Origin of the sequence: Sorangium sp. So ce281 (genome assembly GCF_051527395.1) — a bacterium.
Taxonomy (GTDB): Bacteria; Myxococcota_A; Polyangia; order Polyangiales; family Polyangiaceae; genus Sorangium; species Sorangium cellulosum_B.
The window spans coordinates 4,118,925-4,143,740 of record NZ_CP150322.1 but is presented as its reverse complement, the minus strand read 5'-3'; the positions used below and the strand labels follow the sequence as shown (position 1 = coordinate 4,143,740).

20 protein-coding genes are annotated in these 24,816 nt (G+C 72.2%); 9 read left to right on the top strand and 11 right to left on the bottom strand.

Features of this window, described 5'->3' with window-relative positions; all coding sequences use genetic code 11:
- Positions 1-60: 60 nt before the first annotated feature.
- Positions 61-1,527 carry a YkgJ family cysteine cluster protein gene (locus WMF27_RS15715; RefSeq protein WP_437768068.1) on the bottom strand — a complete coding sequence of 489 codons (1,467 nt, stop codon included), beginning with the start codon at positions 1,525-1,527 and terminating at the stop codon, positions 61-63.
- A 109-nt stretch (positions 1,528-1,636) separates the two neighbouring features.
- A complete protein-coding gene (locus WMF27_RS15710) occupies positions 1,637-2,923 on the bottom strand; it encodes a DUF1566 domain-containing protein (RefSeq protein ID WP_437768069.1) in 1,287 nt (428 codons plus the stop codon).
- 344 nt (positions 2,924-3,267) lie between these two features.
- Here WMF27_RS15710 and WMF27_RS15705 point away from each other — a divergent pair, with 344 nt between their 5' ends.
- Genes WMF27_RS15705 through WMF27_RS15695 form a run of 3 tightly spaced genes read left to right on the top strand, consistent with a single transcriptional unit; the run spans position 3,268 to position 6,934 of the window.
- Positions 3,268-4,287, top strand: coding sequence for a sugar-binding protein (locus WMF27_RS15705; protein ID WP_437944236.1), 1,020 nt, complete (start codon positions 3,268-3,270; stop codon positions 4,285-4,287).
- A gap of 32 nt (positions 4,288-4,319) precedes the next feature.
- Complete coding sequence (locus WMF27_RS15700; RefSeq protein WP_437944533.1) at positions 4,320-5,822, top strand: sugar ABC transporter ATP-binding protein; 1,503 nt, start codon at positions 4,320-4,322, stop codon at positions 5,820-5,822.
- A complete protein-coding gene (locus tag WMF27_RS15695) occupies positions 5,819-6,934 on the top strand; it encodes an ABC transporter permease (protein WP_437768071.1) in 1,116 nt (371 codons plus the stop codon). The genes WMF27_RS15700 and WMF27_RS15695 overlap by 4 nt, the downstream gene beginning before the upstream one ends.
- A 282-nt stretch (positions 6,935-7,216) precedes the next feature.
- On the opposite strand, the gene WMF27_RS15690 is transcribed toward WMF27_RS15695, so the two are convergent.
- Positions 7,217-8,227: a hypothetical protein gene (locus WMF27_RS15690; protein ID WP_437768072.1), complete on the bottom strand. Its 1,011-nt coding sequence runs from the start codon at positions 8,225-8,227 to the stop codon at positions 7,217-7,219.
- 114 nt (positions 8,228-8,341) lie between these two features.
- Between WMF27_RS15690 and WMF27_RS15685 the strand changes: the two genes are divergently transcribed.
- Positions 8,342-9,418 carry a glycosyltransferase family protein gene (locus WMF27_RS15685; RefSeq protein ID WP_437768073.1) on the top strand — a complete coding sequence of 359 codons (1,077 nt, stop codon included), beginning with the start codon at positions 8,342-8,344 and terminating at the stop codon, positions 9,416-9,418.
- 61 nt (positions 9,419-9,479) lie between these two features.
- Here WMF27_RS15685 and WMF27_RS15680 read toward each other — a convergent pair whose 3' ends face one another.
- Positions 9,480-10,271, bottom strand: a complete 792-nt coding sequence (locus tag WMF27_RS15680; RefSeq protein WP_437768074.1) for a Stp1/IreP family PP2C-type Ser/Thr phosphatase — start codon at positions 10,269-10,271, stop codon at positions 9,480-9,482.
- Positions 10,272-10,328: 57 nt separating this feature from the next.
- On the opposite strand from WMF27_RS15680, the gene WMF27_RS15675 reads away from it, so the two are divergent.
- Positions 10,329-11,714 (top strand): aldehyde dehydrogenase family protein, encoded by a 1,386-nt coding sequence (locus WMF27_RS15675; protein ID WP_437768075.1) that lies wholly within the window; start codon positions 10,329-10,331, stop codon positions 11,712-11,714.
- 104 nt (positions 11,715-11,818) lie between these two features.
- Positions 11,819-12,247, top strand: a complete 429-nt coding sequence (locus tag WMF27_RS15670; protein ID WP_437768076.1) for a VOC family protein — start codon at positions 11,819-11,821, stop codon at positions 12,245-12,247.
- A 279-nt stretch (positions 12,248-12,526) separates the two neighbouring features.
- Here the strand turns inward: WMF27_RS15670 and WMF27_RS15665 are convergent, their stop codons facing one another.
- The 3 genes from WMF27_RS15665 to WMF27_RS15655 all read right to left on the bottom strand — a co-directional run bounded on the left by WMF27_RS15665 (position 12,527) and on the right by WMF27_RS15655 (position 17,075).
- Positions 12,527-15,211: a hypothetical protein gene (locus WMF27_RS15665; RefSeq protein ID WP_437768077.1), complete on the bottom strand. Its 2,685-nt coding sequence runs from the start codon at positions 15,209-15,211 to the stop codon at positions 12,527-12,529.
- Positions 15,212-15,513: 302 nt separating this feature from the next.
- Positions 15,514-16,125 (bottom strand): 30S ribosomal protein S4, encoded by a 612-nt coding sequence (gene rpsD, locus WMF27_RS15660; RefSeq protein ID WP_437718045.1) that lies wholly within the window; start codon positions 16,123-16,125, stop codon positions 15,514-15,516.
- Between the two features lie 167 nt (positions 16,126-16,292).
- Positions 16,293-17,075 (bottom strand): class I SAM-dependent methyltransferase, encoded by a 783-nt coding sequence (locus WMF27_RS15655; protein WP_437768078.1) that lies wholly within the window; start codon positions 17,073-17,075, stop codon positions 16,293-16,295.
- 250 nt (positions 17,076-17,325) lie between these two features.
- Between WMF27_RS15655 and WMF27_RS15650 the strand changes: the two genes are divergently transcribed.
- On the top strand, positions 17,326-17,868 hold the full coding sequence (locus tag WMF27_RS15650) for a PadR family transcriptional regulator (protein WP_437768079.1): 543 nt from the start codon (positions 17,326-17,328) through the stop codon (positions 17,866-17,868).
- A 17-nt stretch (positions 17,869-17,885) separates the two neighbouring features.
- On the opposite strand, the gene WMF27_RS15645 is transcribed toward WMF27_RS15650, so the two are convergent.
- The 4 genes from WMF27_RS15645 to WMF27_RS15630 form a co-directional block, all read right to left on the bottom strand.
- Positions 17,886-18,416: a GNAT family N-acetyltransferase gene (locus WMF27_RS15645; RefSeq protein WP_437768080.1), complete on the bottom strand. Its 531-nt coding sequence runs from the start codon at positions 18,414-18,416 to the stop codon at positions 17,886-17,888.
- 141 nt (positions 18,417-18,557) lie between these two features.
- Positions 18,558-19,691 carry a UTP--glucose-1-phosphate uridylyltransferase gene (locus WMF27_RS15640; RefSeq protein ID WP_437768081.1) on the bottom strand — a complete coding sequence of 378 codons (1,134 nt, stop codon included), beginning with the start codon at positions 19,689-19,691 and terminating at the stop codon, positions 18,558-18,560.
- A gap of 256 nt (positions 19,692-19,947) precedes the next feature.
- Positions 19,948-20,877, bottom strand: coding sequence for a Uma2 family endonuclease (locus WMF27_RS15635; protein ID WP_437768082.1), 930 nt, complete (start codon positions 20,875-20,877; stop codon positions 19,948-19,950).
- 99 nt (positions 20,878-20,976) lie between these two features.
- On the bottom strand, positions 20,977-22,491 hold the full coding sequence (locus WMF27_RS15630; RefSeq protein WP_437768083.1) for an O-antigen ligase family protein: 1,515 nt from the start codon (positions 22,489-22,491) through the stop codon (positions 20,977-20,979).
- Positions 22,492-22,751: 260 nt separating this feature from the next.
- On the opposite strand from WMF27_RS15630, the gene WMF27_RS15625 reads away from it, so the two are divergent.
- Both WMF27_RS15625 and WMF27_RS15620 read left to right on the top strand, forming a co-directional pair.
- Complete coding sequence (locus WMF27_RS15625; RefSeq protein WP_437768084.1) at positions 22,752-23,363, top strand: polysaccharide biosynthesis/export family protein; 612 nt, start codon at positions 22,752-22,754, stop codon at positions 23,361-23,363.
- 142 nt (positions 23,364-23,505) lie between these two features.
- On the top strand, positions 23,506-24,723 hold the full coding sequence (locus tag WMF27_RS15620; RefSeq protein WP_437768085.1) for a hypothetical protein: 1,218 nt from the start codon (positions 23,506-23,508) through the stop codon (positions 24,721-24,723).
- The last annotated feature ends 93 nt before the right edge of the window (positions 24,724-24,816 follow it).

Here is a 24,816-nt window from a genome sequence, read left to right as displayed (position 1 = left end):
TATCGACAGGATCGGAGGCGATGTCTCTCCGAGTTCGACGGAGGCGCGCGGCGCGCGCGATCACCCGGCCGCGGCCACCTCGGCGACGTACGCGTCGAGGCCGTGGCCGCGGAGCGCCGCCTCGACGAGGGCGATCGGCTCGGCGCAGGCCGGGTCGTCCTCACCCGCGCCGGCGACGACCACCGGCAACGCCCGGGCCACGACGAGCCGCACGGCGCGATCGCGGAGCGCGTGCGACAGCGGCAGCGCCCCGAGCAGGCGGTGGCCGTGCAAGGCCGCGCGGAGGTAAAACCGCTCCCGGTCGGGCGCGCGCACGGGCGCGAGGAGCAGCGCGCCGAGCAGGTCGGGCTCGCCGAGCGCCCGGGTCGCGGCTGCGATCCACTGCATAACCCTCCGGGCGAGGTCCCGCTCGCTGCGCCAGGCGGCGTCCTCGCGCGCCCGCCGCGCCGCGCGGCCGTGGAGCGCGGCGAGCCAGGGCGCGAGCGCCGCCGCATCCAGCGGTTCGGGCCGCTCGAAGCGCGCGATCGCCGCGTCGGTGAGGCCCTCGGCCTCGAGCGCGGCGGCGAGCGAGAAGAGGCCCGCGGCGACGTCGGGCGGGGGCGCAGCCGCGGCGAGGCGCCGCGACCAGGCGACGACCTCCGCGCGGGAGGCGGTCGCGCCGGGCGCCACCTGCGCGCGGCCCGGCAGCCGGGCGATATCGATGCGCTCGTCCAGATCCCCCCGCGTGACGAGCCGCGGATCGAGCAGCGGCGCGCCGCCGGGGCGGCCCACGCTGGCGAGCACACAGGCGCACTCCACGGCGACCGAGACGCGCACCGACTCGCCGTCATCGACGAAGCTGGTCGGGAAGGTGCGGCACCCGAGCGGCTTGGCCTCGGGCCCGCCCCTCGCGTGGAGCGAGCAGCGCCCCTCGCCCTCGAGGTAGGCGCACCGCCCGTCCCGCATCGCCACGACGGAGGCCGCGCACGGCCACGTGCCGCGCTCCGGCGTGAAGGCCCGCTCGTGGCGCGCGCCCCCGCTCAGCACGTCGGGCCGCAATGCCCGCGCCCGCGCGGCCTCCTCCGGATCGAAGAGAATCGAGGCGTAGATCCGGCAGCAGCTCCCGCGGCCGTCGCAGTGCAGGCTGAAGTCGGGCAGCACCTCCAGCGGGCGCTCGCGGGGATCGCGCTCCCCTGAATCAGGCGTGGATGCCGCGGGCGCCGCGGGCGCCGCGGCGCTCCAGGGCCCCGCGTCCTCGCCGGCGTCATCCGCTCCCAGCAGCCCCGCGGCTTGGAGCTCCGCGAAGAACGCCTGCGCCGCGGGCACACGCGCGTGCGCGCCCTCGCGGGCCGCCGCGATGACGATGCCCTCGACGTCGCGCGTCCCGTCGGCCGCGGAGAGCAGGACCCACTCCCGTGGGCCGAGCTGGAGCAGCTGCCCGGTGCGGACATCGTGGAGGATGACGCGCTCTTCCTCGCCGACCAGGTGGCGCCGCGCGAGCACGTGGGCGGCGAGGCGAGGGCGCGCCGGCGGCGTGCTCGGGCTCACCCGAGCCACGCTATCCGACGCCGGCGGCGGCGCGCCATCGAAACGAGGCGGCGCCGGCCGCCGCCGCCGCGCTCTCCCCGGGCGGAGCGCGGCGGCCGCGACGGCGCCCTCAGCGCACGCACTTCACCCACGCGGCCGTGAAATGGTTCCACTTGCCGCTCTCTCCGGCGTTGAACCCGGTGAAGCCGTCGTCGAAGTTGAGCGCCCAGGCCGCCGAGGCGTTCCCCACGGCCGCGTGGGAGCTCCAGTACCAGTCGTTGCTGCGGGCGCCGTACTGCGTGTCGGGGAACATCGCGCGGTTGATCGACGGCGCCACCTGCGCCTCGTCGACGAGCGTCGCGAGCTCCCGGATGCTGGGCAAGCGCCACGTGTGGCCGTTGAGATCGAGCGTCGCGCAGTAGCTCTCCGCCTCGGTCCAGGCGAGCGCGGCCGGCGAATACCCCTGCTGCCAGACGAGGCCTGTGTACCTGTCCATCACCTCGCCGGGCGACACGACGGCGTACTGGTCGGGCGGGGCCACGGCCGGGCTGCTCGGCGCCTCCCCCTCGCCGTTGCCTCGCACGCAGCGCAGGCTCGCCGCGGTCGCCTTGGAGTAGGCGTTGCTGACGATCCCGTCGCTCAGGTTGAAGGCCCAGGCATCGTCGCGCCCCGCGCCGGCGCCGGCCTGCCGGATGGTGAGGATCCAGTCGGACGACGTCTTGTGGAAGCCCCCGCGCGCCCCCGGGAACGCGCCCCTGTCGATGGCCGGGCTCCGGGTGAAGTCGACGATCGACGTCATCTCGATGCGCGTCGGAAGGCGCCAGTCGGAGACCCCGCCGAGCGTCAGATCGTCGCAATAGCCGATCGCCTGCTCCCACGTGTACGCCTCGGAAGGAGGGGTCTCTTGCCACTCGAGGCACGTGACGTTGTCGCGCACCACACCGCCCCCCACATCGGTATAACTCGCGGGGTTGGGCAGGCCGCTGCCCGCCGGGTTGGGCATGGGCCAGCACGCCCACTTGTGCGTCCCGCAGGCAGCGGCCCTGCTGCATCGTTCGGGCGCTCCGCCCGCGCCGCCGCTGCCCGGGCCACCGCCCTCCCCGGCCGCTCCGCCGTCTCCCGGCACGCCGCCGCTCGCGGCGCTCTCCGCTCCGCCGTCCCCCGGCGCGCCGCCGCTCGCGGCGCTCTCCGCGCCGCCGACCCCGGCGCCCGTCTCCGAGGCTCCGCCTGTCGCGAGCGCGCCGCCCGTCCCCCACCCGCCGCTCCCCGCGATCGCATCGCGGTCGCCGCCCTCCTGACCGCACGCCGCGGCCGCGAGCACCACGCCGAGCGCGACCCCCGTCCGGGCACGCGCCGCTGGGGCGGACATCACCCGGGTCGCGTCGACGACCCACCGCTCGCCTCGATTCACAGGCACCTCCGCGCGCTCAAGCCAATGTCGCAAGACAAATACGTTGGAACCGCACCAACCTATCACACGCTGCGCACAGCACCCGCCGATCGTAGTTGACACCGAAAATGTGAACGTTCACAGTGCATTCCTGCGGGCGTCCTTTGTCCTCCACATCCATTCCGATGGTGGACACCAAGGAGTGGTTCGGCCTCCAGGACGCGGAGGGTAGACCCCAGCCACCGGGGCGCACTTGCGGGAAGAACGCGCCGCCAGCTTTCCGGCAGATCACGGGGACAACGGCCGGGTAAGGGCGACGCCACGCGTGATGTCAATACGTTCTTGAAAGTCAATCAGCAAGGAGACCAGCCGTGAAAGAGACGATGTCCTGGGGCAAGGGTTGGGCGGCCGTGGCGCCCTTCCTGTTGGCGCTGCTCGCGATGACGGGGTGCAACGAGAAGAGCGAGGGGACGGGGGCCGCGCCCGCCGAAGGCGGCGGCGCGAAGCCGAAGATCGTCAAGCTCGCCTTCGTCACCAACAACGCGTCCGAGTTCTGGAAGATCGCTCAGGCGGGCGTCCGGAAATATGAGCAAGAGAGCAAGGTCCAGGTCGACGTGAAGATGCCGTCGAACGGCACCACGGAGGAGCAGAACCAGATCCTCGAGAACCTTTCGAGTCAGGGCTACGACGCCATCGCCGTGAGCGCCATCGCGCCGGCCGACCAGGTCCCGGTGCTCAACAAGGTGGCCGAGAAGAGCAAGCTCATCACCTTCGACTCGGACGCCCCGGCATCGAGCCGCCTGCTCTACATCGGCACCAACAACCACGAGGCCGGCAAGGCGCTCGGCGCCCATATCGTGAAGCTCCTCCCGGAGGGCGGCAAGATGGCCGTGTTCGTCGGCACGCTCTCCGCGGACAACGCGAAGCAGCGCCTGCAGGGCATTCAGGACGCGATCGCCGGCAAGAACATCGAGATCGTCGACAAGCGGGAGGACAACACCGACCGCGCGAAGGCGCGCTCCAACGTGGAGGACATCATCAACGCGCACCCGGACCTGAAGCTCGTCGCGGGCCTGTGGTCCTACAACGGCCCCGCCATCGCCGCGGCCATCGAGGCGCTCGGGAAGAAGGGCAAGGTCCTCGCGGCGGTGTTCGACGAGGAAGAGGAGACGCTCACGGCCATCGAGAACGGCACGATCTCGGCCACGGTCGTCCAGAAGCCGTTTCAGTTCGGTTACCTGGCGAGCAAGTGGGCGCATGAGCTCTCGGTCAAGCCCGACACGGCGAAGGCGCAGATCCCGGCCAACAAGAGCATCGACACCGGCATCGACGTGATCGAGAAGACCAACGTGGCGACCTTCAAGCAGCAGCTCGCCGAAATGAAGAAGTGAGCGTGACGGCGTCCTCTCCGGATCTGCTCGCGATGCGCGCGATCACCAAGCGGTTTGCCGGCGTGGTCGCGCTCCAGGGCGTCTCTCTCTCGCTGAAGCCGGGAGAGGTGCTCGCCCTCATGGGCGAGAACGGCGCCGGCAAGAGCACGCTCATGAAGATCCTCGGGGGCGCCCTGCAACCCGACGAAGGCGAGATCCGCATCGAGGGGAAGAGCGTCGCGCTCGAGAGCGTGCGCGCCGCCAAGCGCCTCGGCATCGCGCTCATCCATCAGGAGCTCATGCTGGCGCCGAACCTGGACATCGCGGCCAACATCTTCCTCGGCAACGAAGGCGGCGCGACGGGGCTGCTCCTCCGCCCGCTGCCGAAGGGCGACATGGCCGCCCGCGCCAGGGAGCTGCTTCTGCGCGTGGGCTTGCGGCTCCCGCCCTCGACCCCGGTGTCCGCGTTGACCGCCGGTCAGATGCAGATGGTCGAGATCGCCAAGGCGCTCGCCCTGAGCGCGCGCATCCTCATCATGGACGAGCCGACTTCGTCGCTCACGAGCGGTGAGTCCGAGCACCTCTTCGGGATCATCCGCAAGCTCCGGGCGGACGGCATCGGCGTCGTCTACATCTCGCACCGCATGGACGAGGTCATGATGCTGGCGGACCGGGTGACGGTCCTGCGCGACGGCCGCCACGTCGGGGACCTCACGCGCGCGGGAGCGACGCGCGAACGGATCGTCTCCATGATGGTGGGCCGCGAGCTCAGCGCGCACTACTTCCCGGAGAAACGGCCCCGCAAATCCACCGAGCCCGTGCTGGTGGTCGAAGGGCTCGTCGTGCCCGGCGCGCCCGCGCAGATCTCGTTTTCGGCCGGACGCGGGGAGATCCTCGGCTTCGCCGGCCTGGTCGGCTCGGGCCGCACGGAGCTCATGCAGACAATCTTTGGGGTGACGAAGGCGCTCGGGGGGCGCATGACGCTCGAAGGCAAGGAGTTTGCTCCCCGAAAGCCCAGGGACGCCATCGACCGCGGCGTCTACCTGGCGCCGGAGGATCGCAAGCGCCACGGCCTCGTGCTGCCGCTCAGCGTCGCAGAGAACACCTCCCTGCCCGACATCGGCAACTACAGCCGCTGGGGCTTCCTGAACAGGGAGACGGAGCGCCGGGTCGCCGAGTCGGAGGTGGAGCGCTTGAGGACGAAGACGCCCGGCATCCGTCAGCCCGTCGTGAACCTCTCCGGCGGAAACCAGCAGAAGGTGGTGCTCGGGAAATGGCTGGCCATGAACCCGCGCGTGCTCATCCTGGACGAGCCGACGCGGGGCGTCGACGTCGGCGCCAAGGCCGAGATCTACCGCCACATGGCCGCCCTCGCGGATGAGGGCATCACGATCTTGATGGTCAGCTCGGACATGGAAGAGATCATCGGAATGAGCGATCGCGTCGCCGTCATGCACGAGCGGCGCATCAAGGGCATATTGCCGCGGGAACGGCTCAGCCAGGAGCGGATCGCGACCTTGATGACGGGCCACGCCGACAAGGAGGATCTGTCGTGAGGCGCGAGCTTGGGATGACCATCGCGCTCGTCGTGATGTGTCTGGGCCTCTACATCTCGAACCCGGATTTTCTCGGGCAGTCGAACTCGATCAACACCCTGCGGCAGATCTCGATGCTCGGGATCTTCGCCATCGGCATCGGGTTCGTCATCATCGCCGGCGGCATCGATCTGTCGATCGGGTCCGTGATCGGCCTGACGGGCGTCCTCATCGCCAAGCTCTCGTCGACCCAGCTCGGCGGCCTGGGTTACCCGTTGTGGATCGGCATCCCGGTGGCGCTCGGCGTGGCGCTGCTGTTCGGTCTCGGCCAGGGCTTGTTGATCACGCGGCTCAAGCTGCAGCCGTTCATCGTCACGCTCGGCGGCATGCTGTTCTTGCGCGGCGTCTCGCAGACCATCGCCGGGGGGGGCACGCTGAGCCTCGGTGGCTCGCCGCTGCTCACCCTCGCGAACGGCGGGCTGCTCAAGAGCGGGAGCGACGCGCTCGTCCCGTATCCGCTGCTGATGTTCCTCGCCGTGAGCGGCGTGGCGGCCTACGCGCTGCACTTCACCGTGTTCGGCCGTTACGTTTACGCGATTGGCGGCAACCGCGACGCGGCCGAGTACTCCGGCATCAACGTGAAGCGGGTGGAGACGTCTACCTATGTGATCTCGGCGGGCCTCGGCGGCGTGGCCGGCGTCTGTTACGCGTCGTACATCGGACAGATGTCGCAGCAGGTCGGCATCGCGTACGAGATGTACGCGATCGCCGCGGCCGTGCTCGGCGGCTGCTCGCTCCGCGGGGGTGAAGGCACGGTGCTCGGCATCATCATCGGCTCCGCGGTGATGCGCGTCATCGACAACGGCATCAACATGTTTCAGCTGCCGTACCAGGACGCTGACCGCATTCAACGCATCTGGCGCCTGGACCCGAACTGGACCTTCATCATCATCGGCGGCGTGATCCTCGTCGCCGTGATCCTCGACCAGATCGTGCACATGGTGCAGGCGAAACGGCGCATCCGGCATGCCTCCGCGGGCGCCGCCGAGGCGGCGCCGATCCTGCAGGCGGCCGCGGCGGTCAGCACAGCGGAGCCGCCCGCCGCGAGAGCGCCCGATCGCGAAGGCGCCTGAGCTTCCCGGCGATGGGGACGGACCGGCGAGCCGCCAGGAGCGCCCCGCTCTGACCAACAGAGAGGTTGTCGTCTCCTCAGCCCGGCGGTCCGGCCCGAGCGGCGCCGGCGTTCGCGACCCCTGTCGCCCGCCCCGTCCCGGCGCCATGACGGGTTCATGTCAACGCACATGAAGAAGACGTCTATCGGTCTGTCCGGCAACAGCAGGCCGAAGAACAAGAACAAGCGACATCACTGGAAGCGCTACCGCGGCCAGGGCAAGTCCCACCACGGGTGATCGCCGTCACGGCGAGGTGAGCCGGCGAGCGCAGCCGGCCGCCCGGCCCACGAGCGCGGCGGCCGCGATCACGCCGCGCGCCCGCAGCGTATCCGGGGGTGAGCGCGCCTCCGGCGGCGCGACAAACGCCTCGAGCCAGGCCTCGGCCGGCGGCCGCGCCAGCACCCCGCCGAGGTCGAACAGCGAGAGATCCGAGACCCCGGCCGCCACCGCGGCGGCCACGTCCTCGCGGAGCTCGGCGACCGAGCGGTAGACCGGCTCGTCGCCGAGCGCGCCTTTGCCCACGGCGCCCAGCGAGGCGGCCGCCCTCGGACCGAACCGCCGGGCGGCGGCGTGGCACCCCCAGGCGAGCAGCGCGAGCGCGTCCTCCCGGCCGAGCGCGCCGCGCGAATACCCCTCGAACAGCGACGTGTACAGCATCGCGCCGACGCGCCCCCACGGCGGCGCGGACACGGGCGTCCCGAGCTGCCGCTCCCAGCCGCGTTCCGGCCCGTCGCGCCCGTCGGCCAAGACGAGCGGCACGATCGCGGCCGAGGTCGCCGCCCCGCGCGCGTGCACCGCGCCCGCCAGCTCCGCGTACGCGCGCTGCGTATCGCTCCACCGCGGGATCCCCCGGGCTCCCTGTGGCCCACCGCCGAGCAGCTCGAGCGCGCCGCGCCCCCCCGCGAGCGCCCGCCGCACCGCCTCGATCGGCGGCTCGAGATCGAACACGACCTCCGCCGCGGGCAGGCGCCGCGCGTCGAGCGCGTCCAGCAGCCGCGCGACGACCGCGCCGAACGCCGCCGCATTGCCGGCGCTCGCCCAGCGCCCGTCCTCGTCCGCGATCATCGGCCACACCGCGACCGCCACCCCCGCGTCCGCGCACGCCGCCGCGAGATCCGGCAGCCCCGCTGCGGTCTCCGGCCGCACCGCGATCGAGAGCTCCAGCGCATACCGCCGCAGCAGCGCGAGCGTCCCGGGCGCCCGCACCACCTCGAGCGGCAGCAGCTCGCTCCAGATCCGGCGGCGGGGCGTCATGCCCGCCGCCCGCGCCGCGGCGCCGCCTGCGCTCGGCCGCCGCCCTCGCCGCCCGCGCGGCGGCGCCGCCGTTTCCTTTCGAACGCCCCAGAGCCCCCGCTACACTCGCGCGTCATGAAGATCCTCTATGGCGTCGTCGGCGAAGGGATGGGGCACGCCATGCGCTCGCGCGTCGTGATCGAACACCTGCTCGCGCAGGGACACGAGCTCGAGATCATGGCGTCGGGCAGGGCGACCGACTTCCTGTCCAAGCGCTTCGCGGGGGTGAACCGCATCCACGGGCTCCACATGATCTACGAGGAGAACCGGGTGCGGCGCGGCAAGACGCTCTGGTCCAACGTGCTCTCCGGCGCGACGGGCACGCCGAAGAACATCGCCGCGTACTTCGAGCTCATCAAGGACTTTCGCCCCGAGCTCACCGTCAGCGACTTCGAGTCGTGGACGTACCTCTACGCCAAGCTCCACCGGCTGCCGATCCTCTCGGTCGACAACATGCAGATCATCAACCGGTGCACCCACGACGCGGAGATCCTCGCCGGCCACGAGGCGGGTTTCCAGCTCACGCGCGCGTTCGTGAAGAGCAAGCTGCCGTTCTGCAACCATTACGTCATCGCCACGTTCTTCCGCCCGCCGGTCCGCAAGCAGGAGACGACGCTGGTGCCGCCGATCCTCCGCCCCGAGATCATCGCCGCGAACCGCCGCCCCGGCGAGCACCTGCTCGTGTACCAGACCGCCGAGGGGAACGACGCGCTGTCGGCGACGCTCGCGAAGACCGGGCTCGAGTGCCGCATCTACGGGATGCGCCGGAACATCACGGAGGAGCAGGTCGAGGGCAACCTCCGCTACCGCCCCTTCAGCGAGGAGGGCTTCATCGACGACCTCGCCTCGTGCCGCGCCGTCATCGCCGGCGGCGGGTTCACGCTGATGGGGGAGGCGGTCTACCTGCGCAAGCCGATGCTCGCCGTCCCCCTCGGCCGCCAGTTCGAGCAGGTGCTCAACGCCCGCTACCTCGAGCGCGAGGGGTTCGGCCGCGGCGCCGATTCGCTCGACGACCCGGCCGTCGTCGCGGATTTCGTGAAGGCCATCCCTGCCTGTGAAGAGAAGCTCGCGGGCTACTCCCAGGACGGCAACCGGCGGCTGCTCGAGGTGATGGACGGCCTGCTCGATCGCGCGCACGCCGGCGTGCTCTGAGCGCGGCGGCCGGCGCGCCGCGCTCCGCCGGGATCCCTCCCCTGCTTCGGCCTGAAGCCCGCTACCGCGCGCTGCGGCTCCTGACGCCCTGGCGCTGGCTCCACGACGCCGACGCCGTCTCCTCGATCCGGATGAGCACGGCGGTGATGTTGTCGCGGCCACCGTTCTCGTTGGCGCAATCGATGAGCTTGCCGCACGCGTCGGCGAGCACGGCGTTGTCCTCGACGATGCGCGCGATCTCGCGATCGTCCACGAGCCCGTGGAGGCCGTCGGAGCAGAGGAGGAACACGTCGCCCGCCTCGACGCGCTCCGCGCGCAGGTCGATGTCGACGCTGGGGCCGATGCCGAGCGCGCGTGTGATCACGTTGCGGGGCAGGTAGGCGAGATCGCGCTCGGTGAGGTCGGGCCGCTCGAGGAGCGCGTCCGCGATGAGCGAGTGGTCGCGGGTCAGCTGCGAGATATCGCCGTTGCGGAGGAGGTAGCAGCGGCTGTCGCCGGCGTGGGCGACGTAGAACTTCCGCTCCCGCGGCGAGAACGCCGCGGCGACGACCGTGGTCCCCATCCCGCGGTAGAACCGCGAGTCGTCGGCGTGCGCGAAGATGCGCGCGTTCGCGTACGTCACGGCGGCGCGCAGCCTGTCGCCGGTCGACGCCTTGCGCCGCTTGCCGTTCGCCTCGCGGAAGTAGCCGGCGATGGCGCTCGCGGCGATCCGGCTCGCGACCTCGCCGGCCTCGTGCCCGCCCATGCCATCCGCGACGACGTAGACGTTGAACTCGGGGAGGAGGATGTATCGGTCCTCGTTGTGGACCCGCTCCCTGCCGACGTCGGACAGACCTGCCGCGGTGGCGCGCATTCGCCCCGAGTCTAGACGACGCTTGGCCCCCCAGGGAACTGGGTTAATCTCCCCGCCATGTCCGACCTCGTGATCGACAACCCGTATACCCTCGAGGAAGCGGTCCGCCGGCCTCTTGCAGACGAGGCGGCAGCCGACCGGCTCCTCGACACCGCGACCGCCGCCGCGCGCCGCTTCTCGCGCACATCCGTCGCCGAGCGCGCCGCCCTGTGCCAGCGCGCGGTCGAGCACATCGAGGCCAACACCCCGTCGATCGCCGCCGACATCACCCGCATGATGGGCAAGCCCCTGCGCCAATCCCGCAATGAAGTCGCGGGGATGGCCAAGCGAGCCCGGCACATGATCTCGATCGCCGAGGGCGCGCTCGCCGAGGTGATCCTGCCGGAGCTCCCCGGGCTCGAGCGGCGGATCGTGCGCGCTCCGCTCGGTGTGGTCTTCAATCTCCCCGCCTGGAATTATCCGCTCCTCACCGCCGTGAACGTGGTCATCCCCGCGGTGCTCTCGGGCAATGTGGTGCTGCTCAAGCACTCGCCGCGCTCGCCGCTCTGCGGAGAGCACTTCGCGACGGCGTTCGCGGAGGCCGGCGCGCCGCCCGGCCTCGTCCAGGCCTTCCACTGCGACCACGCCACGTCGGAGCGCATCGCGTCGGACCCGCGGGTCAACTTCGTCGGTTTCACCGGTTCCGTCGAAGGCGGACGCCGGATCTATGCGGCCACATCGAAGAAGGTGGCCGTCGACGCTGGCCTCGAGCTCGGCGGGAAGGACGGCGCCTACGTCGCGGCCGACGCGGACCTGGAGAAGGCCGTGGACGGGATCGTCGACGGCGCCTGTTACAACGCCGGACAGAGCTGCTGCGCTGTCGAGCGCGCGTATGTGCACCGCGACATCTATCCGAAGTTCGTGGAGGCCGCGCTGGAGCTGATGAAGCGTTACGTCCTCGGCGATCCGACCGACGAGCGGACGAACCTGGGTCCGATGGCGCAGCCTCACGCGCCGGCGTTCCTGGAGGCGCAGGTGAAGCAGGCGCTCTCCCGGGGGGCGAAGGCGCTCTGCGGCGGTCGCGCGACCCAGGTCGACGGCCGCGGGCGCTTCTTCGAGCCGACGCTCCTCGTGGACACGGCGCCCGATCTCGACGTGATGCGCATCGAGTCGTTCGGGCCGGTGCTGCCCATCGTGCCGGTCTCGTCCGACGAGGAGGCGCTCGCGCTGATGAACGACAGCGATCTCGGGCTCACCGCGTCGGTCTGGACGCGCGACCGCGAGCGCGCCGCGCGGCTCGCGCGCGAGCTCGACGTCGGCACGGTCTACATGAACCAGTGTGACACCCTGGATCCGGCGCTCCCGTGGACGGGCGCGAAGAACAGCGGCAAGGGCGCGACGCTCTCGACGCTCGGGTTCCTGCACCTGACGCGGCCGAAATCGATCAACTTCAAGATCGGCTGAAGGCCCAGGCGCGCGGCGCTAGCACCGTGCCGCGCGCAGCCCGCGAGCAGATGAGCTCGAATGAGTCTGCTTGCGCCACAGGCGAAGTGCGGTATCCCGAGGTGATGGAAACTCAAGAGATCTATCGCGGGCGCCTCATCGATCATGTTCAGCTCGTCGTGGCTGACCTCGCGGCGAGCAAGAAGTTCTATCGGGCCGTCTTCGAGACGATCGGGATCCCGATCGCAGGCGAGGCCGACGATTACTTCTGGGCCGACGAGCTCTTCATCTCGAGCGTGGACTCGCCGTCCGCGGCCGGCGTGACCACCGGCCGGACGCACCTCGCGTTCCAGGCGAGCGACCGCGCGACGGTCGATCGGTCCCACGCCGCCGCGGTCGCCGCGGGCGGCAAGGACAACGGCGCTCCGGGCGAGCGCCCGTACCACCCCGGCTACTACGCGGCGTTCGTGCTCGACCCGGATGGGAACAACATCGAGGTCGTCCACCACGGCACGGCGAACAGGTCATCGGACGCGGTAAAGATCACGTTCTGACCGCGAGGATGCGGCGAGAGCATTGAAGAGCCGACAGAGAGTGGATTGAAATCGGCACGGGCGCCAGCGCACCACCGCTGCTCCTCCGGCGCTTCTTTCCCTGTTCCCCCTCTCGGCGCCTGCTCGCTTCTCCCACCTCTGCACCATGCAGAGCAGAGCGGCGGTCTCCCGCACAGGAGACGGGCCCAGATCGGCGTTTTCGGCGCGGAAGCGCACTCCGGTGCGCTGAGCACCGAAAACGTCGAGGTGGGCCCGTATCCGAAGCGGGTGACCGTCGCTCTAGACCGACTGCCCCGCTGGCGCACCGTCGATACAGACCCGCTTCCTTGCGACGGGCCTCGGCGCCACGTCGTTGAGGACCACCCCGAGGATGCGGCGATCGCCGAGCTGCTCGGCGGCCGTCGTCAGCGACGACGCCCGGGTCAGCGAGGCGCGCGCGACGAGGACGATGCCGTCGGAGGCGTCCTCGATGACGTTGGCGTCGCCCGAGCCAAGGACCGGAGGGCCGTCGATGACGACGTAATCGTGGTAGCGCCGCAGCGTGCGCATCGCGGCCTCGAAGTGGACCGAGTGGAGCGCCGCGGGGTAGCTCGCCTCGAGCGATGGCTCCGCGAGCACCGAGAGCGACTGGCTGACGGCGATGACGCCGAGCGGGCGGATCTCGCCGGCCATCCGCCGCCGGAGCTGCTCCGAGAAGCTCGCGTGCGCGGGCAGCCGCAGGCCGAGCGTCGCCGCGACGCGGGGGCACGCGAGGTGGCCGTCGACGAGCAGCACCCGGGCGCGCTCGGCCTCGGCGAGCGTCATCGCGAGGCGGATCGCGAGCGCGGTCTTGCCCTCGGCCCGGCCGGGGCTCACCACCGCGACCACGAGCGGCTCGCCCGCCCGCCGCTGATCGAGCCGGTGCCGGAGGACCCGGAGCGCCGCGAGCGCGGGCGCGGGCGCGCCCCGGAGCAGCTCGAACACGCCGTGCCCCTCGGGATCGAGGTCCGCGCCGATGATCACCACCTCGGGCCCGTCGAGCGCGGGGCTGCCGGCGCGCGCGAACGAACGAACGCCCACGCGGGCGAGCGGCGCCTCGGGCGCGCTCCAGGATGATCGGTCGACCACCTCGCAGTCACCGAGGTCGAGGCCGTCCCGGAGCGTGTCCTCCGGGGCGGCGCCGTCCGGAGCGGCCTCTTCCGGCGCGCCGGGCGGCTCTGCGCCATGCCCTAGGCCGCCGGACGGCTCCGTGCCGGGCCCAGCCGCGGCGGATGGCGCCGCGCCGTACCCGGGCCCGCCGGGCGGCTCCGCGCCGTACCCCGGCTCGCCGGGCGGCTCTGCGTAGTACGCGGGCACGATCGTGCGCTCGCGGAGCGGCGGGCGCGCCGGGAGCTCCGGCATCGCGGCCAGCAGGGCCGGGCCGCCGAGCGCGTGGATGTCGCCGCCGTCGTACAGCGTGTCGTTGAGCAGCACCCGGGCCCCGGCGACGCCGAGCGCGAAGAAGAACGTCACCGCGGCGCCCGCGAAGAAGACGCGGCCCCGCCCCCGGTCAGGGCGGCTCGGCAGGTACGCCTGGTCGAGGACGTCGAGCTCGGTCTCGCTCTTGTTCTCGGCGGCGTCCGCGGACAGGTCGGCGGCCCGCTCGTTGGCCTGAACGGCCTTCAGGTACTCGCGCGCCCGCTCCAGATCGAGGCGGAGCCGGTGCCACTCGGTCTCGAGCTCGATCACGCGCTCCTCGGCGCCCCCGTCGGCCGTCCACGGCGGCGCGCGCGGCGCCTCGCCCCTGGCCGCGCTCTCCGCCGGCGCGCGCGGCGCCTCGCTCGCCGGCGCCCTGCCGCCTCCGGCGCGCGCGCGCAGGCCCGCGATCTGCCGGAGGAGCGCGGTCCGCTCCGCCGCGAGCGCCGCGCGCCGCGACGGCGTGAGCGCGCGCGCCTCGCGCGCCTCGCCGATCGACGCCTCGGTGACGCCCGCGCGCACGAGCCCGAGCGCGCTCTCGGCCGCGGTGAGCTGGCCCTTCGCCGCCTCGACGCGGCGCTTCGCGGCGACGGCGTCCGGGTGGATCGGGGTCACGGTCGTGAGCTTCTCGGCGAGCGCCGCCTCGGCTGCCGCGACCGCGGCGACGGCGGCGGTGCGGGCCCGCTGCGCCTCGACGACGCTCTGGGGCAGCGGCTGCCCCGGCGCCGCCGCCCGCGAGCGCCCGGCCCCGAGCAGCGCCTCGACCCGCGCGAGCTGCCGCTCGAGCGCCGCGAGCTGCGGGTCGACCGGGCGGGCAGGCTGCGCTGACGACAGAGCGCGCGCTCCAGCCGCGGGCACGCCGGGCGGGCCGAGCGGCTGGGGCGCCGGCGCATACGGAGAGTCGTTGAGCCCCCACTGGAACTGCGGGTTCCTGGCGAGGAACGTCGCCAGCGCGCGGCTCGCCGCGTCGACCTTGGAGCTGGCCTCGGCGAGCTCTTTCCGCAGGAAATCGCGGGTCATCGTCGCCGTGCCGAGGCTGTCACGGCGGTAGTCGTCGAGCAGGATCTGCGTGAGGCGGGCGGCGACCTGCTGCGCCACGTGCGGATCGTCGTGGGTGAACGAGACGACGTACGTATCGCTGCTCTGAGCGCGGAAGCCGACGTGGGTCTTCATCTCCTCGACGGCCTCGACCATCGAGCGGGCGGTCTTCTCCGGGTAGAGCCCGAACGCCTCGACGACGCCGGCGAGCGTCCCGCGCGCGGTGAGCGCGTCCTTGAGCTTCGACCCGAGGCGCGCCGCGCGCGCGGTGCTGCTCTGGGGATCGCGGCCGGTCTGGATGGTGTCGCGGTAGAGGATCGTGGCCTCGCTCCGCCACACCCGCTTCGTGGCGAGCGCCAGGGCGAGGGAGATCGCGAGTCCGACGGCCATCATCGCGGCCGCTCCGCGCCAGTACATCCGGACCCGGCCGAGGACGCTGATCGCGCGATCCAGGCGCTCCCGGGGTGTGCTCTCCGTGCTCAGGCTGGCCATGGTGTTCCTCGCCCCGCGGGCAGCGCGTCCGGCTCCGCGTGGCGCGGCGGGCGCGCGCGGGGGCGCTCCGCTCCCGCACGGCAAGGCGCGTGCTCGCGGGCGCGTCACCCCGGGACGCAGCCGGCTCGGCGCCACCACGCGCTGACCGCGTGGGAGAGGGCCGACGCCGGCGAACGCCACGGACATTCCGCGTCCGGCGAGCGCGGCTCGCCTCGCGGACGCTCCCAGGAAGGTGGGCGCTCGTCGCGACCGCCCCGCGTCGAGGGAGGCGGGCTCGCCGGCGCGGCGAGCCCTGGTCCTCGTCACAGGCGCTGCGAGTAGTACTCGATGATGAGCTGAACCGCGATGGGGAACGGGATGCTCGTCTCGTCCGGCAGCGCGGCCACGCGCGCCTGCCGGGCGTCCTTGTCGACCGCGAGCCACGTGGGGGCTTCCATGTCCGTCCTCGCGAGGCCCTCCACGACGGTCCGGTGGTCACGGCGCTTCTCGCTCACGCTCACCGTCTCTCCGGTGGTGACGCGGTAGGACGGGATATCGACGCGCTTTCCGTTGATGAGCACGTGCCCGTGCGCCACCAGCTGCCGCGCGGCCGGGATGGTGCGCGCGAAGCCCGCGCGGAAGATGACGTTGTCGAGCCGCCGCTCGAGCAGCTCGATGAGCTTCGTCCCGGCGGCGAGGTCGCTCCTGCGCGCCTCGAGCATGAGCGTCTTCAGCTGCGTATCGGTGAGGCCGTAGTTGAGCCTGACCTTCTGCTTCTCGCGGAGCCGCAGGGCGAACTCGCTGAGCTTCTTGCGGGCCTGTCCGTGCTGCCCGGGAGGGTAAGGCCTCCGCTCCGTCTTCCTGGCCGACAGCCCGGGGAGCTCGACCCCGAGCGCGCGCATGACCTTGACGCGAGGTCCGGTGTAACGGCTCATGCCCGGGCCCTCCCCAGGGACGCGCGCGCGTCGCGATGGTGGAGCGCGGCGCCGCAGGGCGCCGGTGCGTCAACGTAGTCCTGGATATTCATCGAGCGTCTCTGTCCTTGTTCATGGGTCTTGCTGTTCCTTGTGATGGAGGTGTACCCGACGGTGCCATCGGGGGCTCACACGCGCCGGAGGTGGCGGAGGATCGGGAACTGCGCTTTGCGGAAGAAGCGCGCGAGTCCATTCGTGGTCCGGATGCGGGCGCCGAGCGGCTCGGGATAGTCGCTATCGCCCAGGACGCGCAGCCATGGAAACGTCTCGACGACGCCTCCCTCTCGGTGGAGCTCCACGTGACGCGCGCCCCTCGCCGCGGTGGGACGGAGCTGGAGGCACGGGCTCGCGTCGAGCAGGAGCTCCACGTCCTTGGCGAGGCGCAGGGAGACCTGGGTCAAGAAGGCGCCGATCCGCTCGGGGCCGAGGTGGGAGAAGAGGCCGAGGCCGAGGATCAACGTGGGCCAGTCCTGCGCGTCGGCGAGCTGATCGATCCAGCGATCGCAGCCGGGGGACGCCGTGGCCAGCGCGTACCGCGGCGTCTGCGGGGCGCGCCGGGACTTCCACGCGACCACGCGGGGAACGTCGATGTCGATCCAGTGGAGCTGCCCGTTGTCGACGCGCGAGAACCGGGTGCACGGCCCGGAGAAGAGCCCGATGGCGAGCCCGTCCGGGTGACGGCGGAAGAAGTCGTCCACGACGTCGTCGACCAGCCGCGTGCGGGTCGCGAGGGGGCGGAGCTCGTGTTCCGTGAAGCCAGCGCGCTCGACCTCGAGCACGCGGGCGAGCTGGCGCGCTTCCTCGTCGTGGAGCCCGAGGTCGGGAAACGCGTCGGAGGCGTACGCGCACGCGGCGACTCCCGCGAGCTCGCGTCGAGCAAACGAAGGGGCAGCGTCGATATTGAAAATCATTTTCATTTTCGTTACAGGGACGTGCGCCCTGTGTCAAGCCGCGAACAGCCGCGAACCGCCGCGACCCCACCCAGGTTGAGCTGCGGCGACCCCACCCAGGTTGAGCCGGCGCGACCCCACCCAGGTTGAGCCGGCGCGACCCCACCCAGGTTGAGCCGCGACCCCACCCAGGTTGAGCTGGCGAACACCCTCACTGCGCAGGCCCGCGAGGGCCGAGGGGGGGGGTCCGTTCGGCAGGGGTCGGCCCGGCATGGGTGGCGGCCCGCCGGGCTGGTGGGGCGACTGGTTCGGAGGGCCGCCGCTTCGCGCCGATCGCAGCGGCGTGCGCTACCTCGTGCTCGACGTGCTCGCCGAGCGAGCTCGCCATGGCTACGAGGTCATCCAGGCGATCGAGCAGCGCAGCGGCGACACCTACCGGCCGAGCCCCGGCGTCATCTATCCGACGCTGCAGATGCTCGAGGAGCTCGGCCACGCGCGCGTCATCGAGGCCGAGGGGCGCAAGATCTACGAGATCACCGACGCGGGGCGCGAGGACCTCAAGGCGAACCGCGAGTACGTCGACGAGTTCTACGAGCGCTTCGTCGAGACCTCGTGGGAGCGCTTCGCCGAGGATTTCGGCGACGTCACGAAGCGCATCGGCTCGCTCATGAAGATGCTGCGCCACGCGATGCGCCGGGGGCGCATCACGCCGGCCGTGCTCGCGCGCACCGTGAAGGTGCTCGACAAGGCGGCGGCCGAGATCGAGGAGCTGCTCGCCGAAGATCCGGAGGGGCGCGCCGGCCGGCGCCCGTGACCCTCGCCGCCGTGGGATCAGGGCGCGACGCGCTCAGGCACGCTCTCGAAGCAGAACACCCGCCAGGCGTGTGGCTGGCCAGGACGCACGAGCTCCGTCACGGCGCCGCTCGTGAACCCCGCGACGACGCCGCGCCAGAACGCGAGAGCGCCCCGGTTCCCCTCGGCGACGCGCACGGTCCACTTCCCGGGAACCGCGTTCCATAGGAGGCACGCCGCCTGGCGGCCCACGCCAGCGCGGCGATAGCGGCGAAGGACGAAGAACTCGGCCACATCGAGGGTGTCCGGGTCCTCCACCGCCGGCGAGCCGCGCGCCGCCAGGACAAACCCAGCGACGCGCCCGCCGCATCGAATGAGGAACGCGAACCGCCGCTCCCGCTCCGACCAGTAGAGAGGGAGCTTGGGGTAGCCGAAGCGCCCGTCCTGCCCCAGCTCGACGGCGGGGAACACCTCGCTGAGATCGTGAATGTACAGCTCGAGAAGGTTGGACAGGATCTCGGCATCCGCCTGCGTCGCCGCGTCCAGAGAGACCGTCTGCGCATCTGTCATATCCAGTCCTCCCGTCCGCCAGCGCGCGCTCGGGCGCTCCTCGGCGGCGCGCAGCGCCTCGTCACACGCATCGATTCACGACGACAGACACGTTCGTTCGCCAGCCGCGCGCCCCGCGACGCGGCGGCCTGTGCCCTCGGCTCAGCCGAGGAAGCCGCGCGCGCGCGCGATCGCCTCGATCGCCGGCCTCCGCCGCTCCAGCTCCTCGACGTCCTTGACGGGAAGGAACCGGGCCGCGAGGCCCTCGCGCGGGACGCGAACGAACCGGGCCGGCAGGCCGAACGTGACCTCGTTCAGGATGCGCTCGAACTGGATCGCCTTGCGGTCGTCCACCTTCTTCTCGACCTCCACATAGATCCAGTCCAGCGCGAGCGCGTCGAGCGCCTCGGCGCTCGCCAGGAAGGTGTTGGTGTTGAAGACGGGCACGACCTTCGGATCGAACCCGACCGGCAGCCGGAAGTCCTCTGCCATCACCGGTCGGCCGTTCCACCGCAGCGGCCCGCCGCCCTTGTCGCCGCCCTTGTCGACCACCTCGACGGAGAGGGGCCCGCCGTGGCCGAGGTGCCAGCCCAGGAGGACCGGATCGACGGTCGCGCCGAGGTTGTCGAGGTTGGCGATCCAGACGATCTTCCCGCCGCGGGCGATGAAGCGGCCGAGGAGGCCGCTCTCGCGGAGGGCGTCCGGGAGGTCGCCGTGGCCGGTGGCGTAGACGCTCGGCGCGCCCGCATCGTCCAGGAACAGCCCGCCTTCCGGGGTCAGGCGCAGCGAGACATGCTGCTCGAACGTGGCGCACAGATCGCCCGGCTCATCGAGCCGCGGGCCGAGCGCCTCGCGGATCGGTCCGTTCGTCGCCTCGCTCGTCATCAGCCACAGCGGGACCGGGACCCCTGTCGTGCGCCGGAGGTGATCGCTCTCGGCGAGGCGCAGATCGAGGAAGGTCCGACCGGGCAGCACCTCGACGAGCGCCTTGACCACGCCGCCCATCCGGGTGGCCATCCCGCCGGCGAGGACGCAGAGGGCGACCTCGCCCCGGCGCAGCGCGGCCAGGCCCGCCTCGCGGCAACGGGCGTGCTCGGGCGTGCCCTCGGCGGGCAGGTCGGCGATGTCGCCGGGCGCGGGCGGCTCGACCGTGCCCTGGAGGCGGTTGCGGGCGTCCCGGTCCTTGCCGATGGACGCGGCCCACCGGGCGACGCGATCGGGGTCGAACCCGCGAGCCCGGAGGCGAGCGAGGAGCGGGCCAGGAAGCGCGGCGATCTGCTGGGTGAGGGAAGACACGGTATCCTCAAAAGACCACGAGGTGCTGCGCGTGGCAACGGCATCGTGCAGCCGGTCACGCCGTTCGGAATGGGCGCGCCGCCTGCTTGAGAGGCATCTCGCGCCTGCGCACACACCCGAGCTCCGGATGGCGCTGAATGCGTCGTACGTGGCTCCCTGATGCCGCGTCGCTCGCCTGAAGATCGCCAGTTCCACGCCGAGAATGGACCATCGTCAGGAAATCACGCTGAGCCGGGAGCCCCCGGTCCGGCTTCCGTCAGCGGCCGGTCGACCCCAGGAACAGCTCCTCCACCGCCGCCGCGGTCGCCGCGCGCTGGAGCCAGCGTCCCAGGACGTCGACGTCCGTCTCGCCGAGGATCCGGCCCCGCGCCTCCTCGCTCGCCGGGACGCCGCGCGCGTTCAGCAGCATCAGGATCGCCGCCGACAGCTGCCCTACCGCCTGCTCCGCCCGCGCCTGCTCCTGCTCGATGCGGGCCTCGGCGGCCTCGATCATCCCTTCCAGCTTGCCCACCAGCTCGCTGGCGGTGACCAGCTCGGCGGTATCTGCGTAAAAGCGGAGACGCCCCGCCTCCACGGCGAGATCCAGATCGAGGACCTCCGATCGGTACCGCCCGGCGCGCGAGGGGATGCTCTCGTAACGCCGCTCGCCGGTGGGCGGTAACCGGTGACCTTTGAGGTGCCCGCGCGGGATGTCGTAGATGAAGTACTCACGGATCCCGAGGGTCGCGTAGCGCGCGACGTTGTCGACGAAGTCCTTGCGCCAGTTGCCGGCGTAGTGCACCTCGATCGCGAGGTCGATCCCCTTGCCCTCGGCGCTGACCATCCAGCAGACGCGCGGGCCGGGATCGACGTCGGTCACCGCGATCACGTCGGGCGTGAAGCCCTTCTCGCCCGGATAGTGGACCTTCATCTCGGCACCGATGTAGATGCGCCGCCCGCGCCGGCCGAACCAGGCGCGGAGCGTGTCGCGCGCTTCCACCTTGGCGTCGAAATGCGGATCCCCTTCGGCCATGGCCAGGCGCTCGTCGATCTCCTCCTGGGACACGGAGTCGACGAGCGCCGCGATCGCCTGCTGGCGCTGAGCGGGTGACATCGCAGCCCACTGGGCCTCCGTCGGGGCGCGCGGCGCCTCAACCGGGATGGGCGCAGCGGCGGGGTCGACGGGCTTGCGAATGGGAGCCGACATCCCGCCCAGCATACCATCATTCCAGGGCGCTCCCGTCCTTGGACGACCTGCGAGGCCGCGCCGCCACCGTCCCGGAGCGCCCGGCGCTGGCGGGCGCGCTCACCCGAGGAACCGGAGCAGGACGTTGAGCAGCACGAGCACCAAGGACATCCCGCCGCACACGAGCGCGACCTCCCTCCCGGACACGCGCACCACGACGCGGCTGTCCTCGGCCCGCGCGGCGCCGTAGAGCGCGGCGGAGGCGCCGAACACCATGTAGAGGACGTCCTTGTAGGCCCACGAGAGGAAGAAGATGCCGATCAGCGCGCCGCACAGGCTCACGAAGATCGCCGGCGCGAACCGCCTCGTGGGGCCGACATCGACGTCGCCCAGCCAGATCGACAGCGGCACCTTGATCGACGCGTACAGGGCGAGCGCGAACAGGCACATCCCGAGCAGGCCCGTCTCGGCCGCGGCGAGGAGATAGGAGTTGTGGGCGGTCAAGCCGAGCGACGACTCGTCGCCGAACTGCCCTGCGCCGACGCCGATCCCCTTCGTCCGGCGGATCAGCTCGAACGCCTCCCGGAGCAGCTCGACGCGCTCGCCCGAGCTCTCGCTCGCCTCGTCGCCGCTCCGGCCCCCGAGCAGGAGCATGGGCGGCCCGACGAAGCAGGCGGCGATGACGCCGAGGGTCCCGCTCCGCCGGATGAAGCTGATGCCGAGGACCGCCAGGTACACGATGACGCCCGAGCGCGAGCGCGACAGGACGACCATCGCGCCGATCGCCGCGATGATGGCCGTCACGGGGAGCGCGCGGAGCGCCCCGGCCACGCGCGAGATCAGCCGATCCGTGAGCAGGACGGGCAGCGCCAGCGCGCGGCGCGCCCCGCCGGCCCGCGCCGGCCCTGGCGCAGCGCCGCCGGCCGACGGGGGCGGGCCTCCGCGGACGGACCTGCGCGGCCGGCGCGGGCCGGCGCGCCGCTCGGCGAGCGCGATCGCGAGCGGGATCGATATTCCGGCCATCAGCGAGAGCTCGTTGGGATCGGCGAGCGAGCCGCGGTAGCGGACGCGGCCATCGATGGTCGACGTGCCGAGCGGCCCGGGGCGCTCGCACCGGTAGTTGCCATCGGGCACGGGCGCCTCGATGCGGCAGTCGAGGTTGGTCTCGCAGGGGCGCCCATCCGGCTCGAGCTCGCCCTTGCCTTCCCAGTCGTCGGGCGCGGCGATCATGCACCCGTGGGGCTGGAACGCCTGCACGATCGCGACCACGGTCGTGAGGACGGCGCAGCCGACGAGCGTGATCGCGAGCGCCCGCAGCCCTCGCGGCGAGGCGGCGGCGACGGCGACGGCGACGAAGATGCCCGCGACGGTCGCGAGCTGCATGCCGCGCTCCTCGAGCGCGGCCGGGCGCTTCAGCGCGGTGGTCAGCGCCGCCCAGGCGAGGAACGCGAGCGCATAGACGACCTGAGGCGCGAGCGCCGGCTTGAGCCGCCGCCACACGACGTCGAGGGCGACGCAGAGAAGGGTGATCCCGAACGCCGCGTGCACGAGCGGAATCCCCGAGAGCGCGGGGATGAACTCCTGCGGCTTGATGATGACGAGCGCGCACAGCGCGCACACGACCCACGCTGCCATGGTGTGGCGCGCCGTTCGCGTGGCGCGCGCCGCGCACGGGCGGCCCGCGCCGCGCCCTCGTGACGGCCGCGCAGAGGCGCCCTGCGCGGGCGCGATGAGGCGCGGCGCGCATTCCCCCCTTCCGCGCGACGGATCTAGCACCGCGGCTCCGAGCGGCACGCGGGAAGAGCGGCAGTGCGCGCGCGCGGAGCAGGCGCGGAGCGCGGCCGCGGGATCGGCGCTTGCTGAAGCGCCATCCCATCAAGGAGGCTGGAAACCGCATGTGCTCCCGCTGTGTCCGGATTGCCCTGCTCTGCTCCGCGCTCACGGTCCTCATGGCGCTCCCGGGCTGCGGCGCGCGCGCGCGCGCACCACGCGTCGATTTCGATGCGGAGCGCCGCGCGACGAGCGCCTATGCCGTCGGCCCCGGCGACGTGCTGGAGGTGCGCGCCTGGAAGAACGAGGCGCTGAGCCAGCGCGTCACGGTGCGGCCCGACGGGTTCATCACGATCCCGCTCGTCGGCGACGTCCTGGCGTCGGGGCGCACCGTCATGGGCATCGCCGAGGACATCGCGACGCAGGCCGCCAAATTCTACCATGAAAAGCCGGTCGTCAGCGTCGAGGTGGCAGAGCTCCACAGCTACCGGGTCTACGTGATGGGCGAGGTGTCGCGCCCCGGCGAGTTCACGCCGAGGGGGCAGATCACCGTGCTCCAGGCGCTCGCCCTCGCGGGCGGATTCACGCGCTTCGCCGATCCCGACGAGGTGGTGATCGTCCGGCGCGACGCGATCGGCGAGCGCAGGATTCCGTTCGTGTTCGATGAGGTCGTCGGGAAAGGCGATCTCCGCGGGGACCTGCCGCTGCAAACGAACGATACCGTGGTGGTGCCGTAGAAGGCCCGCATCGGGGACACGTCTTCCGGGAGCAGGCTTGTCCGCGTGCGGCTGCGGCGCGCGCGGGTGGGCAGCGCTCACGTCGCAGAGAGCCCGTTGCGCTTCGATGGGCGTCCTCCCCTGCCCCGACGGACATCGCTGGATGATCGCCGCACCGAGTTCTGGCATCCTGGGCAGGATGCGCCCCGAGGCCACGCCGCTCGTCGCCGTCGTGACCCTCGCGTTGCCGGTGCTCGTCGCGGCGTGTGCCCCCGCGAGCCCCGGCCCTCCGGGCCCCGCCGGCAAGGCCGCGGCGCCGCCAGGCACGCCAGCCCTCGCGGTGACCAGCGTGCCCTCTGGCCCGGGAGGCCCCGGGCCAGCCGGCGCCGCCGCGTCCTCGGGGGCGGCGCGGGCCGATGGCGCGCAGGGCGCCGCGCCCTCCCCCGCTTCAACCGAGCCGGCCCCCGCCATCTCGGCCGACGAGGCCGAGGCGATCCTGTTCCCGGGCGACGCCCCCGCCCACCGGGACGCCATCGACGCCTGCCGGCGCGGGAACGCCGGGACGGCGGCCACGCCCAGCCCGGGCACCGAGCGCATCCGCTGCCTGCTCGCGCTCCGCTACCAGGGCGACCCGCAGGCCGCGGCGAGCGCGACCGCGCTCTTCGACCAGAACGGCAGCGTCGCCGGGCTGGAGCGGGAGCACATGATGGATGGCGGTTACCGCGGCATGCTCCACCTCGTCCCGGAGCTGCCGGTGCGCGCCGAGCGCCGCCACCTCGAGTGGACGGTCGCGGCCATCGCCGACTTCGACGCCTTCGTCGCGGATCTCGCGGCCGGGGCCAGCTCGCCCGTGCGCTATCGACACCGCGCACTCGCGCTCAAGTACTTCCGGTCCGTGCGGGCGCGGACGCCCTCCGCGTACGCCTCGGGCTGGACGGTCGCGTACAACCTCTCCGGCTCGCTCCACCGCTCCGCGGACGACGTGCGGGAGACGCTCTTCCACGAGCTCTTCCACCTGAACGACGGCGCCCACGGCGGGTGGTCCCAGGCGGCGCTCTCGCCGATCTACGACGGGATCGTCGCGCGCTGCGGGACGAGGATCACCTGCCTCACGCCGTACTCGCCGAACGAGACCCTCGTGAAGGGCGGCACGTACTACTCGTTCCAGCCTGGAAACGGCGTGGTGGAGTACGCCGCCGAGCTGGCGATCCGCTACTACCGCGAGCAGCGCGCGGCGCTCCGCGGCAAGCGGCTCGCGAAGGCGCCGTTCAAGTGCGGCCCGCCGGAGAACGCGCGGGCGTGGTCGCTGCTCGCGGGAGAGTTCTTCGGCGGCGCAGACCGGGTGGCGCCCTGCCGGGAAGGTCCTCCGGCAGCGCCCTGAGCCACACCGCAGCACGCGCTCTCGTCGTCCCACGCAACGCGCCTTGCCTAGACGCTCGAGTGGACGCTCGAGCGGCCCTGGACAGCGAGGCGG

What these genes read in the sequence shown, in the direction of transcription:
- WMF27_RS15700 (WP_437944533.1), top strand. Translation starts at nt 4,320, where the DNA reads ATGCGCGCGATCACCAAGCGGTTTGCCGGCGTGGTCGCGCTCCAGGGC.
- WMF27_RS15690 (WP_437768072.1), bottom strand. Translation starts at nt 8,227, where the DNA reads ATGACGCCCCGCCGCCGGATCTGGAGCGAGCTGCTGCCGCTCGAGGTG.
- WMF27_RS15685 (WP_437768073.1), top strand. Translation starts at nt 8,342, where the DNA reads ATGAAGATCCTCTATGGCGTCGTCGGCGAAGGGATGGGGCACGCCATG.
- WMF27_RS15680 (WP_437768074.1), bottom strand. Translation starts at nt 10,271, where the DNA reads ATGCGCGCCACCGCGGCAGGTCTGTCCGACGTCGGCAGGGAGCGGGTC.
- WMF27_RS15675 (WP_437768075.1), top strand. Translation starts at nt 10,329, where the DNA reads ATGTCCGACCTCGTGATCGACAACCCGTATACCCTCGAGGAAGCGGTC.
- WMF27_RS15670 (WP_437768076.1), top strand. Translation starts at nt 11,819, where the DNA reads ATGGAAACTCAAGAGATCTATCGCGGGCGCCTCATCGATCATGTTCAG.
- WMF27_RS15665 (WP_437768077.1), bottom strand. Translation starts at nt 15,211, where the DNA reads ATGGCCAGCCTGAGCACGGAGAGCACACCCCGGGAGCGCCTGGATCGC.
- rpsD (WP_437718045.1), bottom strand. Translation starts at nt 16,125, where the DNA reads ATGAGCCGTTACACCGGACCTCGCGTCAAGGTCATGCGCGCGCTCGGG.
- WMF27_RS15655 (WP_437768078.1), bottom strand. Translation starts at nt 17,075, where the DNA reads ATGATTTTCAATATCGACGCTGCCCCTTCGTTTGCTCGACGCGAGCTC.
- WMF27_RS15650 (WP_437768079.1), top strand. Translation starts at nt 17,326, where the DNA reads ATGGGTGGCGGCCCGCCGGGCTGGTGGGGCGACTGGTTCGGAGGGCCG.
- WMF27_RS15645 (WP_437768080.1), bottom strand. Translation starts at nt 18,416, where the DNA reads ATGACAGATGCGCAGACGGTCTCTCTGGACGCGGCGACGCAGGCGGAT.
- WMF27_RS15635 (WP_437768082.1), bottom strand. Translation starts at nt 20,877, where the DNA reads ATGTCGGCTCCCATTCGCAAGCCCGTCGACCCCGCCGCTGCGCCCATC.
- WMF27_RS15630 (WP_437768083.1), bottom strand. Translation starts at nt 22,491, where the DNA reads ATGGCAGCGTGGGTCGTGTGCGCGCTGTGCGCGCTCGTCATCATCAAG.
- WMF27_RS15625 (WP_437768084.1), top strand. Translation starts at nt 22,752, where the DNA reads ATGTGCTCCCGCTGTGTCCGGATTGCCCTGCTCTGCTCCGCGCTCACG.
- WMF27_RS15620 (WP_437768085.1), top strand. Translation starts at nt 23,506, where the DNA reads ATGATCGCCGCACCGAGTTCTGGCATCCTGGGCAGGATGCGCCCCGAG.